Raw genomic sequence first — 19,737 nt, 5'->3', positions numbered from 1 at the left:
GTGACCGTGGCCCTGATCGGGCTCGCCGTCACCTCCGCGTGGCTCCTGCGCCTCCGCCTCAAGGCCCGTGGCACCCGCGGCCCGCTGACGGAGGGCTGTGAGCCGGGCCTGCTGGAGATGGCCCACTTGAGGGAGGGGGAGGGACGGGTGGCCGATACCGTGATCGCCCGGATGTACGCCGAGGAACGCATCTCCGTGGACTCCGCCGGCAAGGTCAAGGTGATCAGCCCGATCGCCCGGGACGCCTTCGAGCGGGCCGTGTTGAAGGAATGCGCTACCGACTGGAGCAGCGACCTGCGCGCGGTGCGGGACAAGCTGACCGGCTGCCGGGAGATGCGGACCGTGGAAGGCTCGCTGGAGAAGCAGGGCCTGCTGATGGCCGGTTCGACGTACAGCACGTGGCGCTGGGCCGCGGGCATGCAGGTGGCCACGCTGGTGATCGCCGGCATCCTCGCCCTGCCGCCGGCCGTCACGGCGGACTCCTCCCTGGCCCGCTTCGCCCCCCTCGCCCTGGTCGCCCTCGGGATTGTGCTGCGGGTGGTGTGCCGTCCCCGCGTGAGCCGGTTCACCGATCACGGAGAGCGGATGGACAACTACCTCTGGCGGGAGAGCCCCTGGGGAGAGCAGAAGCCGGACCGCCATCCGGCTTCCGTCGCGGGAGTCGTCGCCGTGTGGGGGCCGGGCATACTACGGGACCCCCACAAGGAGTTCGGGAAGCAATTGGAGAAGGCGGGCGAGTGGCGACCGTACGAGCCCTCGTCCTCCCGCTCTTCCGGCAGTGGAGGATCGAGCTCGTCCTCCGGCTACGGCTGCAGCACGGGTTGCTCCAGCAGCTCGTGTTCGAGCAGTTCCTGTTCCAGTAGCTCCTGCTCCAGTTCGAGCTGCGGCGGAAGCAGCTGTTCCTGACCCGGGCTCCCGCGTCACCCGGTCGGCCGAGTCGTCATTTGCGCCGGGATGCGGCCGCTGCCAGCCTGAGGCGGTGATCACCGGCAGCTCGTCCCGTTTCTGTCGTCACCCCCGGCCCGTGACGGCCGCGATCGCCGTGCTGGCGGCGCTGTCGGCCGTGCTCGCGGTCTGCGCGGCCCCCGCGAGCGCGGCGGCGGGCTATGACGCCGAGCGGTGCGGCAATACCTCCGGCCGGGTGCTGCTGACGCTGGACGACTGGTCCGTGGAGGACCCGGACCGGGCCGTACGAGCCGGGGAATTCCTGCGAGGGCGCGGCATCCGCGCCGCGTTCTTCCTCGTCAACTATCACGCCGAGCGCCATCCGCAGATCGCCACCACCCTGCGGCGCCAGGGCCACTGGGTCGGCAATCACTCCTACTCCCACCCCCATCTGCCCGCCCTGAGCGAGAAGGCGGCCCGCGAGGAGATCCGCAGCGGGCTGCGGAGCACCTTGCTGCGACCGCCGTTCGGTGACTACGGGCCGCGTGAGACGGCACTCGCGGCAGAGCTCGGGTACCGGATCTGCACCTGGACCCTGGACACCCGGGACTGGGTGAAGACCGGTGGGCAGTTCCCGGGCCCGGATGTCCTGCGGGCCCGGGTACGACAGGCCCCGGCGGCGGCCAAGCGCAGCGGGGTCGTCCTGGGGCATCTCTTCACCCGCTTCCCCGACGCCCTGCCCGGCATTGTCGACGACCTTCACGACCAGGGCTACGGGCTGTGCCGGAACAGCGGTCCCACCACGGCGAGCATCCCGGACCCCCTGGACTGCTGAGCCTCCCGGCGCCCGGTTCCGCTCAGCCCCGGGGCACCGCCACTGCCGTGGGCGGGCGGAACGGCGTCATGATCCTGGCGGCCGAGGTGCCGAGGCCCGTGGGGGCGCCCCATGTCGGCACCGGCGGGGCGTTGTGGCGGAGCAGGTCGACCTCGGCGTACCGGCGGCAGCCGCGGTGCCAGGTGAGGATGCCGGACAGCCAGTGCTCCAGCTCCTCGGCGGCCCGTCAGGGTGGCGCGGGCCTTGTCGTCCAGGCCGAAGTCGTCGAACATGGCGGGCAGTTGGACGGTGACGATGTGCTGGAACTCGCGCATCCGGGAGGTCATCAGATCACTGACGATGCCGAGCGCCTCCTCCCTCCCGCAGTTGAAGAAGTTCTGCACCACGAGGACGGCGTTGTGGATCTCGCCCTCGAACTGGATCTCCTTCTGGTACGAGAAGACATCGTTCATCAGACAGGCGTAGTCCTGCGCCGCGTTCTCCATCGCCTTGACGGGCCGTGCCTGGTAGACCTCCGGCGGCACGGTGTGTCCGTGGCCGATGCGGGACAGGCTCATGGTGAGGTCCGAGCCGAAGGTCTGGCGGCGCATCTCGATGTAGTCGACGGGCTCGGGGATGCGGTTCTGCTTCTGGTTGGACAGCTCCCACAGCCAGCTCTCCAGCATGACCCGGACGCCGTCCTGGAAGGTGCGGCGGTCGTCGGTGTCCATCGGGCCCGCCGTGCGCGGCCACAGATCGGCGAGTCCGCGCTCCAGTGGGTTCAGCGGGGTCGGCGCCGGGGCGAGGTCCAAGGGCATGAACAGCAGCAGCCGTTCGTGACAGGCCTTCGCGGCTTCCATGTCCGGGGTGCGGCCGAAGACCACCGGGTAGTAGTCGTCGGCGTAGGTGCCCCAGGTGAGCCAGTCCGATGTCAGGTCCAGTGCCTCGGGGGCCGCGTCGGGGTGGATCCCGGCGGCGCACAGGGGCAGGTCGATGTCCTTGAGCTTCTCCTCGTCCCAGATGCCGGATCCGGGGACGCCGGGGACGGCGTCCAGGATTCCCACAGCACGGCTCCACTCGACGTTGTGCCGGCGGGCGGCGTCCAGATGCGGGCTCAGCCGCGTCGTGTAGGGCATGAGGAAATCGGGGTGCGGCAGCGGCCCGACCTGCTGGAAGGGGATGTGTGTGTAGCTCCTGAGCCTCGCGGGGACCGACGCCGCCAGCGAGACCAGGGCCCGCGCCGCCGACGTGCCGAGGCCGGACGGGCCGGCCAGGAGGGCTGCCGCGGTGGCCAGGGGAGCGGGGGCGTCCGCTGGGGTGCCGCCCGAGGCGCCGTTCATGTACCGGCTGGAGCGCATGTGCCACTCGTGCCCGCCGGACTGCCAGTCCTGGAGCCCCTTGACGTAGGCGAAGACGTCGGCGTGCGCCGCCGGGTCGAGTCCGTGCTCCCGCAGCAGCGGAGCCACCTCGGTCAGCGCGGTGTGCTCGAACTGCTGCAGGCGGGCGGTGAGCAGGTCGTTGACGGCGTCCGCCGCCTCCTGGGTGCCGCAGCCCAGGAACTTCTCCAGCACCAGCACCGCGTTGGCCAGCTCGCCCTCGCTCTGCGTCTCGCGCTGGTACGAGAAGAGGTCGTTGCGCAGGTGCACCCCGTCGGCGAAGGTGTCCTTGAGGACCCGCATCGGCCGGCTCGCCGCCACCGCGGCGGGCACCTCGGCGCCGACCGCGTGCTCGACGAGATTGGCGGACCAGGGGGCGCCGCCCACCTTGCGGCGCATCTCGATGTACTCGACGGGGTTGGACACCCGGCCTTCATTGATGTTGGCGAGCTCCCAGAGGGACTCCTCCAGCAGATGCCGGGTGCTCTCGTGGAAGCGGCGGCGCCAGTCCCGCGACATCGTCGGGACCGTACGGGCCCACAGCTCCGCGAGTCCCGCCTCGACCTGGTTGGTCGGTGTCGCGGGGGTGTCCACCGGGTCGACGGGCATGAAGGCGGGCAGCCGGTCGAGATAGGCCTTCGCGCCGGCCATGTCCCGGCTGCGCTTGAAGATGTCCAGGAAGTGGTCGTCGAAGAAGAACACCCAGACGTACCAGTCGGTCACCAGGGACAGCTCCGCGGCCGTGGCGTCCGGATGGGTGTACGCGCACAGCAGGGCGTAGTCGTGCGAGTCGAAGTCCGACTCCTCCCAGATGCCGGATCCCTCGATCATGTTCATGTCGCGGGCCCACGCTTTGGAGTGCTCGCGGGCACTCGCCAGATGAGGGTTCAGACGGGCCGGATACGGCATGTAGAAGGAAGGAAGCCGGAAGGGATCTGACATCGTGCACGGCCTTTCGCGTGGCCCGGACCAAATCGCCCCTCACGCTAGGCGGCAGGTCGCACAAAAAGGCGGGGTAAGTCATCTTTCCCCTCAATAAGGTGAATACGGCGATCACCCCGCTTAACGATCTTGCGACCGGGGTGGGCGTGGTCCCGTGGCCGGAACCGCACCCCGTGGCTACCGTTCGGGACATCCGCCCGGAACGACCGAGGAGCAGCCCGCGATGACCATCGCCCCCCAGAACCTCAGCGACCCCCTGGTGAGATCCTTCGCCCTCGCGATCAACACCGGCGACCGGGAGGGCTTCCTGTCGCTGCTGACCGACGACGCGACCCTGTCCGACGACGGCTCCGACCGCGATCTGCGCCAGTGGATCGACAAGGAGATCTTCAGCTCCGGGGGCCACATCGACGTGCGGTCCGAGTCGGACGGCGGCCTCTCGCTGATCGCCGACTTCCGCAACGACACCTGGGGCGAGATGCGCACCGCCTGGAGGTTCGACACGACGGACGGCAGGATCAGCCGCATCGAGACCGGTCAGGCCTGACCGGCCGGCTCCCCCTGCTCTCCCGGCTCCTGCCCCGGCACCAGGGTGCGGGAGGCGTACATCCGGGCGTAGGTGCCCGCGTTCTGGATCAGTTCCTCGTGCGTGCCCCGCTCGATGATCCGCCCGGCCTCCATGACGACGATGACGTCGGCGTCCCGGATGGTCGACAGCCGGTGCGCGATGACGAAGCTGGTGCGGCCCGCGCGCAGCGAGTTCAGCGCCCGCTGGATGAGGACCTCCGTACGGGTGTCGACCGAACTCGTCGCCTCGTCCAGCACCAGGATCGCCGGCCCGGTCAGGAACGCCCGCGCCACCGTGATCAGTTGCTTCTCACCGGCGCTGACGCTGGAGGTCTCGTCGTCGAGCACGGTGTCGTACGCGTCGGGCAGGGTCCGCACGAACCGGTCCACACAGGTGGCGCGCGCCGCGGCCACGATCTCCTCGCGGGTCGCCTCGGGGCGCCCGTACGCGATGTTCTCGGCGATCGTGCCGCCGAACAGCCAGGCGTCCTGCAGGACCAGACCGATGTTCGCGCGCAGTTCCTCGCGGGTCATCCCGGCGATGTCCGTGCCGTCCAGCAGGATGCGGCCGCCGTCGAGCTCGTAGAAGCGCATGAGGAGATTGCCCAGCGTGGTCTTGCCCGCCCCGGTCGGACCGACGATCGCCACGGTCTGGCCGGGCCGCACGGTGAGCGACAGGTCCTCGATCAGCGGAGTGCCCGGGGTGTAGGCGAACGACACCCGCTCGAACTCCACATGCCCCTCGACCCGTTCGGGCCGCACGGGCCGCCGCGGGTCGGGCCCCTGCTCGTCCGCGTCGAGCAGCGCGAAGACCCGCTCGGCGGACGCCGCGCCCGACTGCAGCCGGCCCGCGACGCTCGCCGCCTCGACGATCGGCCGGCTGAAGCCGCCGGAATACAGGATGAAGGCCTGCACCTCACCGATCGACAGCGACCCGCTCACGACCCGCAGCGCGCCGACGACGGCCACGACGATATAGCTGAGGTTGGCGACGAACATCATCGACGGTTCGATGGTGCCCGAGACGGACTGCGCCTTCGCGCCCGCGCGGTACATCGCCTCGTTGTGCTCGTCGAAGGCCCGCTCCGCGAGCTCCCGCCTGCCGAAGCCCTTCACCAGCGAGTGTCCGCTGTACATCTCCTCGACATGGGCGTTGAGCGTCCCGGTGGCCGCCCACTGCGCGGCGAACTGCGGCTGCGCCCGTTTGACGATCAACGTGGCCAGCAGCGCCGACACGGGCACGCCGATCAGCATGATCAGGGCCAGCAGCGGTGAGATCACGAACATCAGGACCAGCATGCTCAGCGTGGAGAACACCGCGGTGATCAGCTGGCTCAGTGACTGCTGGAGGGTCTGCTGGAGGTTGTCGACGTCGTTGGTGACCCGGCTCAGCACCTCGCCCGGCGGATTGCGGTCGAAGTAGCTGAGCGGCAGACGCGCGAGCTTTGCCTCCACCCTCTCGCGCAGATCGAACACGACCCGCTGGACGACGGCCGTGGCCAGCCACCCCTGCAGAAGCGTGAACAGCGACGCCGCGGCGTACAGCGCGAGGACCACCAACAGCAGTCGTCCGACCCCGTCGAAATCGATGCCCTGACCGGGCACCACATCCACCGTGCTGAAGACATTGGCGAGCGAGTCGTGGCCCTCGGCGCGCAACCGCTCGACGACGGCGGCCTTGGACTCCCCGCTGGACACCTGCTTGCCGACGACACCGGCGAACACCAGGTCCGTGGCATCACCGAGGAGCTTCGGACCGAGGGCGTTGAGCGTGACACCGACGATCCCGAGGCCGAGCAGCACGGCGACCCGGCCGCGCTGCGGGCGGAGCAGCCCCAGCACCCGGCGGACCGTACCGCGCGGGTCGCGTGCCTTCTCCGACGGCTCGGTGCTCTCCGGCGGGGTGCGCTGCTCCCCGTCCGGGACGGCTTCGGGCTCCCGCGGTGGTGTGTCCGGTGCCGCGCCGACCTTGACCGGGGGAGTCATGCCGCCCCGCCTTTCCTGTGGGTTCCGGGGAGTCGGTGCGACGGCCGGCGTACGAGCGCGGCGGCGCTCCCGCCGGGCTCACGGCTGTGTCGTCGCACCGGCGGCCTCCTCGCTGGTGAGCTGGGAGAGCGCGATCTCGCGGTACGTCGCGCTGTCGCGCATCAGCTCCTCGTGGGTGCCGGTGCCCACGACGCGCCCGGCGTCGAGGACCACGATGCGGTCGGCGTGCCGGACCGTGCTGACCCGCTGGGCGACGACGACCACCGTCGCCCCGGAGATCTCGGGGGCGAGGGCCGCCCGCAGCGCCGCGTCCGTGGCGTAGTCGAGCGCGGAGAAACAGTCGTCGAAGAGATAGACGTCGGGCCGGCGCACCAGGGTGCGCGCGATGGACAGCCGCTGTCGCTGCCCGCCCGAGAGGTTGGTGCCGCCCTGGGCGATCCGCGCGCCCAGCCCCCCGGGCATGCGCTCGACGAATTCCCGGGCCTGGACGATCTCCAGGGCGCGCCACAGCTCCTCGTCGGTGGCCCCGGGGTTGCCGAACCGCAGATTGCTCGCCACGGTGCCGGAGAAGAGATAGGGCTTCTGGGGAACGAAGCCGACGGTGCGGGAGAGGGCGTCGGCGTCGTACGCGCGCACGTCGACGCCGCCCACCAGGACCGAACCGCCCGTGCGGTCGAAGAGCCGCAGCAGCACGTTCAGCAGAGTCGTCTTGCCGCTGCCCGTGCTGCCGAGGATCGCCACCGTCTCCCCGGGCCCGGCCGTGAGGTCGATGTCCCGCAGCACCGGCTCCTCCGCACCCGGATAGCGGAACTCCACCGCGCGCAGCTCCAGCCGGCCGGTGTCCGTGCCGGTGTGGACCGGGCTCGCGGGAGCCTTGACGCTGGGCTCGGTGTCGAGCACCTCCTGGATGCGTTCGGCGGACACCTTCGCGCGCGGTGCGGCCAGGAAGACGAACGTCACCATCACGACGGACATGAGGATCAGACCGAGGTAGCTCAGGAAGGCGCTCAGCGAGCCGAGCTGCATCGACCCGGCCTCGATACGGCGGGCGCCGAACCAGATCAGCCCCACCATGAAGGCGTTCATCACCATCATGACGAGGGGGAACATCGCCGCTATCAGCCGGGCGACGCGCAGCGACAGCGCGGTCATCTCGGCGTTCGTCCGGGTGAACCGCTCGCGTTCGTGGGTGTCGCGCACGAAGGCCCGTACCACCCGCACCCCGGTGATCTGCTCGCGCAGCATCCGGTTGACCTGGTCGACGCGCTGTTGCATCAGGTCGTACCACGGGCTCATCCGGGTCAGGATGAGGGTGAAGGTACCGGCGATCACCACGACGATCGCCACCAGGAACATCGACAGCGGCACGTCCTGACGCAGCGCCAGCAGCACACTGCCGACGCACATGATGGGTGCCGACACCGCGATCCCGAAGGCCGACTGGGCGAGTGCCTGGACCTGCTGGACGTCATTGACCGTTCTGGTGATCAGCGAAGGGGTGCCGAACCGGCCCACCTCGCGGGCGGAGAAGTCCAGCACCCGGCGGAAGACCGCGGAGCGCAGATCGCGGCCGAGGGCCATCGAGGTGCGGGAGCCGAGGTGCACCGCGCCGATCGCGCAGGCGATCTGCGCTATGGCCACGACGAGCATGACGGCGCCGGTCCGCCAGATGTAATCGGTATCGGCCTTGACCACGCCGTTGTCGATGACCGCGGCACCGAACATGGGCAGCAGCAACGTGGCCGTGACCTGCACCAGTTGCAGCAGCACGAGAAGGGTGACGGAGCGGCCGTAGGGGCGCAGGCGGGCACGCAGGAGTCTGATCAGCACCGAACTCTCCGGACGGCAGGGCCGGCGGACCGCCGACCCGCCCAGTCCACCGCACAACGCACAGGAGAATCCCTAGTGTTCACGCGGTGGGACGCTCCCGGGCGTCGGCCGACGGGGTGCCCACGGGGCCGAGTCTCGCAAATTCCCTAGTGTGTCGGCATTTTCTTGACACTGCCGTCGGGCGACTGCGAGCGTGCGGTCGCATATATCGGCCGGACAGAAGCGCATTCGGTGCCAGTTCATCGACCGGTCATTCTTCCGGTGCGTTCATCGTCGGACTTTCGCATGTTCCGCTCCCGTGGTGGGACAGCTCTGCGTGGGGGCGGTCTGTCCGGGGGAGAGAAGGGGATGACATGTCCAGGCGCGCGTTGATCACTGGGATCACCGGACAGGACGGTTCTTACCTGGCGGAACACCTGCTGTCGCAGGGTTACCAGGTATGGGGATTGATCAGGGGACAGGCCAATCCGCGGAAATCGCGGGTGAGCCGTCTGGTCTCCGATTTGTCGTTCGTGGACGGCGATCTCATGGATCAGGCAAGTCTCGTTTCGGCCGTGGACACGGTGCAGCCGGACGAGGTGTACAACCTCGGCGCGATTTCCTTTGTGCCGATGTCATGGCAGCAGGCCGAACTCGTCACCGAGATCAACGGCATGGGTGTGCTGCGGATGCTCGAAGCCATCCGCATGGTGAGCGGACTGAACGGCTCCCGCCACGCCGGCGGCGGCCAGATCCGTTTCTACCAGGCGTCGTCCTCGGAGATGTTCGGCAAGGCCGCCGAGACTCCGCAGAGCGAGACCACCAGGTTCCACCCCCGCAGCCCGTACGGCGTCGCGAAGACGTACGGGCACTTCATCACGAAGAACTACCGTGAGTCCTTCGGGATGTACGCGGTGTCCGGGATGCTCTTCAACCACGAGTCCCCGCGCCGTGGCGCGGAGTTCGTGACCCGGAAGATCTCGCTGGCGGCCGCCCGCATCAAGCTGGGCCACCAGAAGAAGCTGGACCTCGGCAACCTCGACGCGGTGCGTGACTGGGGCTTCGCCGGCGACTACGTCCGGGCGATGCACCTCATGCTCCAGCAGGAGGAGCCGACCGACTACGTGGTGGGCACCGGCCAGATGCACACGGTCCGGGACGCGGTGCGCTATGCCTTCGAGCACGTGGACCTCGACTGGAAGGACTACGTCTGCGTCGACCCCGCCCTGGTGCGTCCGGCCGAGGTGGAGGTGCTGTGCGCGGACACCCAGCGGGTCCGCACCGAGCTGGGCTGGGAGCCGACCGTCGACTTCCCGCAGCTGATGCACATGATGGTCGAGTCCGACCTCCAGCAGGTCTCCCGTGAGCACGAGTACGGGGACCTCCTGCTGGCCGGCAGCTGGTAACAGCGGCACATCGCGCCGGCTCGGTACCGGCACGGGCCGGCAGCAGCCCGGCAGCAGACAAGTAACAGACAAGCAACAGACAAGAGGCGTCAAGAATCCGACGCGGCGTGACGCGTACCCGCGTCCCGCCGCGTCGTCGCGGACGAAGCACCGCGCAGAACTAGGGATTTCTTGCCGACGTCCCGACGAGACTCGCCTCATGGCATTCCGCGGACGCGGATGCCGCGAGTCTCGTCGCCCCGGGCCAAGACGTGCCTGCCGGGTGACGTTCGGGCGGCGCGATTCAGGTTCGGCCACTGGCTGTCGAGATTGGTTGAGTTGAGATGGACAACGAACAGAAGCTCCGGGACTACCTCAAGCGAGCGACAGCCGATCTCCGACGGACACGGCAGCGGGTGCAGGACCTCGAGGCGGCCTCCCAGGAGCCCATCGCCATCATCGGCATGACCTGCCGCTACCCGGGCGGTGTGGCCAGCCCGGAGGACCTGTGGCGGATGGTCGAGTCCGGCGGGAACGGCATCACCGACTTCCCCACGGACCGTGGCTGGGACCCCGAGGCCCTCGCCGTCTCCCAGACGAACTCCGGTGGCTTCCTGCACGACGCGGCCGAGTTCGACACCGGCTTCTTCGGGATCTCCCCGCGCGAGGCGGTGGCCATGGACCCGCAGCAGCGCGTGCTGCTGGAGTCGTCCTGGGAGGCCTTCGAGCGGGCCGGCATCGATCCCACCTCCATCCGGGGCACCCGCACCGGTGTCTTCATGGGTGCGATGGCCCAGGACTACCGCGTCGGCCCCGCCGACGGGGTCGAGGGTTTCCAGCTCACCGGCAACACCGGCAGCGTGCTGTCCGGCCGTATCTCCTACGTCTTCGGTGCCGTCGGTCCCGCCGTGACCGTCGACACCGCCTGCTCCTCCTCACTCGTGGCCCTCCACCTCGCCGCCCAGGCGCTGCGCGCGGGCGAGTGCTCGCTGGCGCTGGCCGGCGGTGTCACGGTCATGGCGAGCCCCACGACGTTCGTCGAGTTCAGCCGCCAGGGCGGGCTGTCCGCCGACGGTCGCTGCCGTTCCTTCGCCGACTCCGCCGACGGCACCGGCTGGGCGGAGGGCGTCGGTGTGCTGGTGCTGGAGCGGCTCTCCGACGCCCAGCGCAACGGGCACGAGATCCTCGCCGTGGTGCGCGGCTCGGCCGTCAACCAGGACGGCGCGTCCAACGGTCTGACCGCCCCGAACGGCCCCTCCCAGCAAGCGGTCATCCAGCAGGCACTGGTCAACGCCCGGCTGTCGGCCGACGAGGTCGACGTCGTCGAGGCCCACGGCACGGGCACCACGCTGGGCGACCCCGTCGAGGCCCAGGCGCTGCTCGCCACGTACGGCCGGGGCCGCGACGAGAGCCGACCGCTGCTGCTCGGTTCGGTCAAGTCGAACATCAGCCACACCCAGGCCGCCGCCGGTGTCGCCGGTGTCATCAAGATGGTCATGGCCATGCGCCACGGCGTCCTGCCCAAGACCTTGATGGTCGACGCCCCCTCGTCCCACGTGGACTGGTCCGAGGGCGCCGTCCGGCTCCTCACCGAGAACACCGCCTGGCCCGAGACCGGACGGCCGATGCGGGCCGCCGTCTCCTCCTTCGGTATCAGCGGCACCAACGCCCACACCATCGTCGAGCAGGCACCGGAGCCCGAGCCCGCGCACGAGGCCGAGGGCGCGGCGGCCGTCACCGTCGCCCCGGGCGTCGTGCCCGTGACGGTCTCCGGCCGCACCCGCGAGGCCCTGCGGGCCCAGGCCGGACGACTGCTGTCCGCCCTGACCGCCGACCCCCGGCCCGCCGTCCTCGACACCGCGTACTCGCTGGCCACCTCGCGCGCCGGCCTCGAGCACCGCGCCGTCCTCGTCGCCGCCGGACACGACGACGTCGTCGCCGGTCTGACCGCCCTGGCCGAGGACCGCCCGGCGCCCGGCTGCGTCCAGGGCACCACCCAGGGCGAGGGCAAGCTCGCCTTCCTCTTCTCCGGGCAGGGCAGCCAACGCCTCGGCATGGGACGCGAGTTGTACGAGCGGTTCCCCGTCTTCGCCGCGGCGCTCGACGAGGCCCTCGCCGCACTGGACCCCCACCTGGACGGGTCGCTGCGCGACGTCATGTGGGGCGAGCGGGAGGAGGAGCTGGAGCGCACCGCGTACGCCCAGCCCGCCCTGTTCGCCGTCGAGGTCGCCCTCTTCCGGCTGACCCGGTCGTGGGGTGTCAAGCCCGACTTCCTCGCCGGTCACTCCATCGGCGAGGTCGTCGCCGCCCACGTCGCCGGGGTGCTGTCGCTCAGCGACGCGGCCGCCCTGGTCGCCGCCCGCGGCAAGCTCATGCAGGCACTGCCGGCCGGTGGCGCCATGGTGGCCGTCCAGGCCACCGAGGACGAGGTCCTGCCGCTGCTGGCCGAGCAGTCGGCCGACCGGGTGTCCGTCGCCGCGGTCAACGGCCCGGGCGCCGTCGTCATCGCCGGCGCCGAGGACGCGCTCGCCGACATCGTCGCCCGCCTGGAGGCCGACGGCCGCAAGACCAAACGGCTGCGCGTCTCCCACGCCTTCCACTCGCCGCTCATGGAGCCGATGCTCGACGAGTTCCGCGCGGTGGTGTCCGGGCTGACCCTCCAGGCCCCGCTGATGCCGTTCGTGTCGAACCTGACCGGCGAGCCCGTGACCGTCGCACAGGTCACCTCCACCGACTACTGGGTCGACCACGTCCGCCGGGCCGTCCGCTTCGCCGACGGCGTCGACTGGCTGCGCGACCACGGGGTCACCACCTTCCTGGAGCTCGGCCCCGACGGCGTGCTCGCCGCCATGGCCCAGAGCTGCCTGGACGAGGCCGGCGCCGACGACCGCGCCGCCCTGCCCCTGCTGCGCGCCGGCCGCCCCGAGGTGCAGGCCGCGACCACCGGTCTCGCCGGTCTTCACACCCGAGGCGTTCCCGTGACCTGGGACGCCTACTTCGAGGGCACCGGAGCACGCCGCGTCGACCTGCCGACCTATGCTTTCCAGCGGCGGCGGTACTGGCCCAAGGACAACCCCGGCCAGTCCGGCGACCTGCGCGCCGCGGGACTCGGCGTGGCCCACCACCCGCTGCTGTCCGCGGCGGTCTCCCTCGCCGACTCCGACGGCGCCCTGCTCACCGGCCGGCTGTCGCTGCACTCCCACCCCTGGCTCGCCGACCACGCCGTACGCGGCACGGTGCTGCTGCCCGGCACCGCCTTCCTGGAGCTGGCGATCCGCGCCGGCGACGAGGTCGGCTGCGACCGGATCGAGGAGCTGACCCTCGCCGCCCCGCTGACCCTGCCCGAACAGGGCGGCATCCAGGTGCAGTTGTGGATCGGCAGCCCCGACGAGACCGGCCGCCGCACCCTCAACATCTACTCCCGCCCGGACGGCGCCGACGAGCTGCCGTGGACGCAGCACGCCACCGGTGTGCTCACCGCCGGCGAGCACCACGTGCCCTTCGACGCGGCCGTATGGCCGCCGGCGGGGGCCGAGCCGGTGTCGCTCGACGGTCACTACGACCGCCTCGCGGAGGACGGGTTCGGCTATGGCGCCACGTTCCAGGGCCTGCGGGCCGCCTGGCGGCTCGGCGGCGAGGTGTACGCCGAGGTGAGCCTGCCCGAGGTCGGCGAGGCCGACGCGGGCGCCTTCGGCCTCCACCCCGCGCTGCTGGACTCGGCGCTGCACGCGGCCGGGTTCACCGACCTCGGCGCGCAGGGCCAGGGCGGGCTGCCGTTCTCGTGGGAGGGCGTGTCGCTGCACGCCACCGGCGCCACGGCACTGCGGGTCCGGCTCGCCCCGGCCGGTGAGGGCACGGTCTCGATCGCCGTCGCCGACACCTCCGGCGAGCCGGTCGCCTCCGTCGACTCCCTGGTGCTGCGCCCGGTCTCGGAGCAGCGCCTCGGCGATGCCGGGGCCGCTCGGGACGCGCTCTTCCGCCTGGACTGGGCGCCGGTACGGGCCGAGACGGCCGCGCCGGAGTCGGTGGCCCTGGTGGGCTCCGATGTCTTCGGCCTGGCCGACGCCCTGCCGGACGCGGTGCTCCTCCAGGACCTGGCGTCCTTGACGACCCCCGACACGGCGATACCCGCCGTGGTGCTGATCCCCGCCGCCGGTGAGAGTGGTGACCAGGCCGTCGGCTCCGCGCACACGCTGGTCTCCCGGACCCTCGGCCACCTGCAGGACTGGCTGGCCGACGAGCGGTTCGTCGGCTCGCGCCTGGTGTTCGTCACCCGGGGCGCACTGGGCGGCGCCGACCCCGCCGCGGCAGCGGTATGGGGTCTGGTGCGCTCGGCACAGACGGAGAACCCCGGCTGCTTCGGGCTGCTGGACCTGGACCTGGACCTGGGGACGGAGGCCGGGGGCGACGCCTTCGCCGCCGCGCTCACGCGGGCGCTGGCCTCCGACGAGCCGCAGCTGGCCGTGCGCGCGGGCGAGCTCAAGGCCGCGCGCCTGGCCCGGGTGTCCGTAGCGGACGCTGTCTCCGAGAGGCCCGTCTGGGACGCCGAGGGCCGCGTGCTCGTCACCGGCGGCACCAGCGGCCTGGGCGCGCTTGTGGCACGGCACCTGGTGACCGGACACGGGGTGCGAAGGCTGCTGTTGGTGAGCCGTCGGGGTCTGGCTGCCGAGGGTGTGGACGACCTGGTCGCGGAGCTGGCGGGGCTGGGTGCCGAGGCCGTGGTGGCCGCGTGCGACATCGCCGACCGCGACGGTCTCGCCGGGCTGCTGGATCGGCACCCGGTCACCGCCGTGGTGCACGCGGCGGGGGTCCTCGACGACGGGGTCATCGCGTCCCTGACGCCCGAGCGCGTCGACGCGGTGCTGCGCCCGAAGGTCGACGCGGTGTGGAACCTGCACGAGCTGACGCGCGACGCGGACCTGACCGCCTTCGTGGTGTTCTCCTCCGTCGCCGGCACCTTCGGCGGTGCCGGCCAGGGCAACTACGCGGCCGGCAACGCCTTCCTCGACGCCCTCATGCAGCGGCGCCGTGACGAGGGCCTGCCCGGCATCTCCCTGGTGTGGGGCCCTTGGGACCAGTCCGGCGGCATGACCGGCACGCTCGGCGACGCCGACCTCCAGCGGCTGGCCCGCGCGGGCATGCCGGCGCTGACGGCCGAGCAGGGCGTGGCGCTGTTCGACGCGGCCCTGGCCACCGACGAGCCCGTCGTCCTGCCGGTCCGGCTCGACCTGCCCGCGTTCCGCGCGAGCGGCGACGTGCCGCCCCTGCTGCGCGGCCTCATCCGTACCCGCGCCCGGCGCGCCGCCGTGGCCGGATCGAGCACGGCCACCGGCCTCGTGCAGCGCCTGGGACGGCTGGCGGACGCCGACCGTGACGAGGCCCTGCTGGACCTGGTGCGCGGTCAGGTCGCCCTGGTGCTCGGGCACGCCGACGCCGAGGAGATCGACGTCGCCCGCCCGTTCCGCGACCTCGGCTTCGACTCGCTGACCGCGGTCGAGCTGCGCAACCGACTGAACACCGTGACGGGGCTCCGGCTGCCCGCCACCCTCGTCTTCGACTACCCGAGCGTGCGCACCCTGGCCGGGTACGTCCGGGGCGAGCTGCTCGGCTCACAGGCCGCCGTCACCGCGCCCGCCGCGCGGGCCGTGGACACCGACGACCCGATCGTGATCGTGGGCATGGCCTGCCGCTACCCGGGCGGGGTGACCTCGCCGGAGGACCTGTGGCGGCTCGTCACCGAGGGCACCGACGCGGTCTCCGGTTTCCCCGCCAACCGTGGCTGGGACGTCGACGGCCTCTACCACCCCGACCCCGACCACCCCGGCACCGCCTACACCCGCTCGGGCGGCTTCCTGCACGACGCGGGCGAGTTCGACCCCGCCTTCTTCGGCATGAGCCCGCGTGAGGCGCTCGCCACCGACTCGCAGCAGCGCCTGCTGCTGGAGGCCTCCTGGGAGGCCGTCGAGCGCGCCGGGATCGACCCGGTGAGCCTGCGCGGCAGTCAGACCGGTGTCTTCGCCGGTGTGATGTACAGCGACTACAGCGCCGTACTCGCCGGGGGTGACTTCGAGGGCTTCCAGGGCAGCGGCACCTCCCCGAGCCTGGTCTCGGGCCGTGTCTCCTACACCTTCGGGCTGGAAGGCCCGGCCGTCACCGTCGACACGGCCTGCTCGTCGTCGCTGGTGACCCTGCACCTGGCCGCTCAGGCCCTGCGGGCGGGCGAGTGCTCGCTGGCGCTGGCCGGCGGTGTGACGGTCATGTCGACGCCGTCCGTGTTCGTCGAGTTCTCCAAGCAGCGCGGGCTGTCCGCGGACGGCCGCTGCAAGGCGTTCTCCGACGCGGCCGACGGCGTCGGCTGGTCCGAGGGCGTCGGTGTGCTCGTCGTCGAGCGGCTCTCCGACGCCCGCCGCAACGGCCACCCGGTCCTCGCGGTCGTCCGTGGCAGCGCCATCAACCAGGACGGCGCCTCCAACGGGCTGACCGCCCCCAACGGCCCCTCCCAGCAGCGCGTCATCCGCCAGGCCCTCGCCAGCGGCGGACTCTCGCCCGCCGACGTCGACGCCGTCGAGGCCCACGGCACCGGCACCACCCTCGGCGACCCGATCGAGGCCCAGGCCCTGCTGGCCACGTACGGGCGTGACCGGGACGAGACCCGGCCGCTGCTGCTCGGCTCGGTCAAGTCCAACATCGGCCACACCCAGGCCGCCGCCGGTGTCGCCGGTGTCATCAAGATGATCATGGCGATGCGCCACGGCGTCCTGCCGCGCACCCTGCACGTCGACGCCCCCTCCAGCAAGGTCGACTGGACCGAGGGAGCCGTCGAGCTGCTCACCGAGCAGACCGCGTGGCCCGAGACCGGCCGCCCCCGCCGGGCGGGCATCTCCTCCTTCGGTATCAGCGGCACCAACGTCCACACCATCATCGAGCAGCCCCCGGCCCCCGCTCCCGAGCGGACCGCCCCGGCCGCCCCGAAGGCCACAGCCGTCGTCCCGTGGCTGATCTCCGGCCGTACCCGCGACGCCCTCCGGGCGCAGGCGGCACGGCTGCGGTCCTACGTCGAGGCGCGCCCCGAGCTGGACCCCGCCGACGTCGCGCACTCCCTGCTGACCACCCGCTCCCGCTTCGACCAGCGCGCCGCCGCGGTGGCGGGCGACCGCGACGCGCTGCTGCGCGCGCTCGCCGCCCTGGCCGCCGACCGGCCCGACGCCCACCTCGTCGAGGGCGAGACCGCCCACCCCGGCAGGACGGCGTTCCTCTTCGCCGGCCAGGGCGCGCAGCGCCTCGGCATGGGCCGTGAACTGTACGAGCGCTTCCCCGTCTTCGCCGAGGCCCTCGACGCGGTCCTGACCGAACTGACCCCGCGTCTGGAGGCCCATCTGGACCGCCCGCTGCGCGAGGTGCTCTTCGCCGCCGCGGACTCGGCCGACGGCGCCCTCCTGGACCGTACGGGCTGGACCCAGCCCGCCCTCTTCGCCATCGAGGTGGCGCTGTTCCGCCTCGTGGCGTCCTGGGGCGTCACCCCCGACTACGTCACCGGGCACTCCATCGGCGAACTCACCGCCGCGCACGTCGCGGGCGTCCTGACCCTCACCGACGCCTGCGCGCTGGTCGCCGCCCGGGCCGGACTCATGGAGGCGCTGCCGGCCGGTGGCGCCATGGTGGCCGTCCAGGCCACCGAGGAAGAGATCCTGCCGCATCTGACCGACGGGGTGTCGATCGCCGCCGTCAACGGGCCGACGTCGGTCGTCGTCGCCGGCGACGAGGACGCGGTTCAGGAGATCGCCGACCGTCTCGCGGCGGAGGGACGCAAGACCAAGCGGCTGCGGGTGAGCCATGCCTTCCACTCGCCCCGCATGGACGCGATGCTGGACGACTTCCGGCGCGTCGCCGAGGGCCTGACCTACGCGGCACCCGCCATCCCGCTGGTGTCGAACCTCACCGGGCGGCTCGCCACCGAGGAGGAGCTGCGCTCCCCCGACTACTGGACCCGGCACGTACGCGGCGCCGTCCGCTTCGCCGACGGCGTCCGCACCCTGCGCGACGCGGGCGTGACCACCTATCTGGAACTCGGCCCCGACGGTGTGCTGTCCGCCATGGCACAGGACACCCTCGGCGACGAACACGGCGCCCTGCTCGTCCCCGTGCTGCGCGCCGACCGCTCCGAGGAGCAGACCGTCACGGCGGCGCTGGCGCGCCTGCAGGTGCACGGCGTGAGCGTGGACTGGTCCGCCTTCTTCGCGGGCTTCGACGTCCACCGGGTGGACCTGCCGACGTACGCCTTCCAGCACGAGTTCTACTGGCCGCAAGGCCTGTCCCCGGTGACCGCCGACGCGTCCGCCGATCCCGCGCACCAGCGGCTGTGGGCCGCCGTGGAGCGGGGCGACGCCGATGAACTGGCCACGATCCTGGGCCTCGCGGACGACCAGGTCTCCTCGCTCGGCTCGCTGCTGCCCGCCCTGTCCTCCTGGCGTCAGGGCAACCAGGAGAAGGCCCTCCTCGACACCTGGCGCTACCGCGTCGAGTGGACCCGGCTGCGCGCGGCCGCCGCCCCCGCGGCGGACGGCAGCTGGCTGCTCGTCACCACCGACGGGATGGACGCCGCTCTCCACGACACCCTGCTCGCCGCGCTGAACACCCACGGCACGCGGGCCCGTTCCCTGGTGCTCGACGACGCGTGCGCCGACCGGGGCGTCCTCGCCGAGCGGCTCACCGCCGTCCCGGGCGCCGAGGGCCTCACGGGCGTCCTGTCCCTCCTCCCGCTCGACGAGCGCCCGAGCACGGCCTGCCCGCCGCTCACCACCGGACTCGCCCTGACGGTCGCCCTCACCCAGGCACTCGGCGACACCGGGCTCGGTGCCCGGCTGTGGACCGCCACCCGCGGTGCCGTGTCGACCGGCCCCGCCGACCCCGTCACCCGGCCCGCCCAGGCCGCCGCGTGGGGCCTCGGCCGCGTCGCCGCCCTGGAGTACCCGCGCGGCTGGGGCGGACTCGTCGACCTGCCCGAGGTGCTCGACCAGCACGTCGTACAGCGCCTGCTGGGCGTCCTGGCCGGCCTCGACGGCGAGGACCAGGTGGCGGTCCGTGCCTCCGGCCTCTCCGGCCGCCGCCTCGCCCGCGCCGTTGTCCAGGACCTGCCCGCCGAGACCGCCTTCACCGCCCGCGGCACCGTGCTCATCACCGGCGGCACCGGGGCGCTCGGCGCCGACGTCGCCCGCTGGCTCGCCCGCAGCGGCGCCGAGAACCTGGTGCTCACCAGCCGCCGCGGCCCCGGCGCCCCCGGCGCGGACGGACTCCGCGCCGAACTTCAGGCGCTGGGCTCCCGCGTCGAGATCGTCGCCTGCGACGTCGCCGACCGCGACGCGCTGGCCGCCGTGCTCGCGGACATCCCCGACGAGCTGCCGCTGACCGGTGTCGTACACACCGCGGGCGTCGGCCAGGCCGCGCCCCTGGAGCAGACCCCCGTCACCGCCTTCGCCGAGCTGACGTCGGCCAAGGCCGCGGGTGCGGCCAACCTCCACGCCCTGCTCGGGGACCGCGAACTCGACCTCTTCGTCCTCTTCGGCTCGATCGCCGGTGTGTGGGGCAGCGGCGGCCAGAGCGCCTACGGTGCGGCCAACGCCTACCTCGACGCCCTGGCCGAGCACCGCCGCGCCCACGGACTGGCCGCGACCTGTGTGGCCTGGGGCCCGTGGGCCGAGGCCGGCATGGCCGTCGACGACGCCATCTCCGACAGCCTGGTCCGCCAGGGCCTGGGCTTCCTCACCCCGCGGTCCGCCATGACCGAACTGCGGCGCGCGGTCGTGCAGGGGGACGTCACCGTCACCGTCGCCGACGTCGACTGGAAGCGCTACTTCCCGCTCTTCGCCTCGATGCGCCCCAGCGCGCTGCTCGCCGACCTGCCCGAGATCCGCGCCCTCCAGCTGAGCACCGAGCACGAGAACGGCGCCGCCTCCGAGTACGCCGCACGCGTCCG

Annotated in this window: 7 protein-coding genes and 1 pseudogene (1 of these 8 only partly in view); 5 read left to right on the top strand and 3 right to left on the bottom strand. The window is 72.0% G+C overall.

Annotated features, from left to right (window positions below; genetic code table 11):
- Together ACZ53N_RS04015 and ACZ53N_RS04010 are read left to right on the top strand one after the other, a co-directional pair.
- Positions 1-906 (top strand): TIGR04222 domain-containing membrane protein, encoded by a 906-nt coding sequence (locus ACZ53N_RS04015; protein WP_469139401.1) that lies wholly within the window; start codon positions 1-3, stop codon positions 904-906.
- 118 nt (positions 907-1,024) lie between these two features.
- Positions 1,025-1,720 carry a polysaccharide deacetylase family protein gene (locus tag ACZ53N_RS04010; protein WP_469139400.1) on the top strand — a complete coding sequence of 232 codons (696 nt, stop codon included), beginning with the start codon at positions 1,025-1,027 and terminating at the stop codon, positions 1,718-1,720.
- Between the two features lie 22 nt (positions 1,721-1,742).
- Here ACZ53N_RS04010 and ACZ53N_RS04005 read toward each other — a convergent pair.
- Positions 1,743-4,017 (bottom strand): annotated as a pseudogene (locus ACZ53N_RS04005) (family 2 encapsulin nanocompartment cargo protein terpene cyclase).
- A gap of 223 nt (positions 4,018-4,240) precedes the next feature.
- Here ACZ53N_RS04005 and ACZ53N_RS04000 point away from each other — a divergent pair.
- Positions 4,241-4,564: a nuclear transport factor 2-like protein gene (locus ACZ53N_RS04000; protein WP_469139399.1), complete on the top strand. Its 324-nt coding sequence runs from the start codon at positions 4,241-4,243 to the stop codon at positions 4,562-4,564.
- On the opposite strand, the gene ACZ53N_RS03995 is transcribed toward ACZ53N_RS04000, so the two are convergent.
- Together ACZ53N_RS03995 and ACZ53N_RS03990 are read right to left on the bottom strand one after the other, a co-directional pair.
- Positions 4,555-6,570 (bottom strand): ABC transporter ATP-binding protein, encoded by a 2,016-nt coding sequence (locus ACZ53N_RS03995; RefSeq protein ID WP_469139398.1) that lies wholly within the window; start codon positions 6,568-6,570, stop codon positions 4,555-4,557. The genes ACZ53N_RS04000 and ACZ53N_RS03995 overlap by 10 nt on opposite strands.
- A 78-nt stretch (positions 6,571-6,648) precedes the next feature.
- Positions 6,649-8,400: an ABC transporter ATP-binding protein gene (locus ACZ53N_RS03990; RefSeq protein WP_469139397.1), complete on the bottom strand. Its 1,752-nt coding sequence runs from the start codon at positions 8,398-8,400 to the stop codon at positions 6,649-6,651.
- Positions 8,401-8,753: 353 nt separating this feature from the next.
- On the opposite strand from ACZ53N_RS03990, the gene ACZ53N_RS03985 reads away from it, so the two are divergent.
- Together ACZ53N_RS03985 and ACZ53N_RS03980 are read left to right on the top strand one after the other, a co-directional pair.
- Positions 8,754-9,785, top strand: coding sequence for a GDP-mannose 4,6-dehydratase (locus ACZ53N_RS03985; protein ID WP_130880881.1), 1,032 nt, complete (start codon positions 8,754-8,756; stop codon positions 9,783-9,785).
- 323 nt (positions 9,786-10,108) lie between these two features.
- Positions 10,109-19,737 carry the 5' portion of a type I polyketide synthase gene (locus tag ACZ53N_RS03980; RefSeq protein ID WP_469139396.1) on the top strand. It continues 18,772 nt past the right edge of the window, so the window shows 9,629 of its 28,401 coding nt (coding positions 1-9,629); it begins with the start codon at positions 10,109-10,111; its stop codon lies beyond the right edge, outside the window.

It is taken from the genome of Streptomyces sp. NPDC033229 (assembly GCF_055576875.1).
The sequence above is the reverse complement of the archived record's forward strand: the minus strand, read 5'-3'. Positions and strand labels throughout refer to the sequence as shown.

What these genes read in the sequence shown, in the direction of transcription:
- ACZ53N_RS04000 (WP_469139399.1), top strand. Translation starts at nt 4,241, where the DNA reads ATGACCATCGCCCCCCAGAACCTCAGCGACCCCCTGGTGAGATCCTTC.
- ACZ53N_RS03995 (WP_469139398.1), bottom strand. Translation starts at nt 6,570, where the DNA reads ATGACTCCCCCGGTCAAGGTCGGCGCGGCACCGGACACACCACCGCGG.
- ACZ53N_RS03985 (WP_130880881.1), top strand. Translation starts at nt 8,754, where the DNA reads ATGTCCAGGCGCGCGTTGATCACTGGGATCACCGGACAGGACGGTTCT.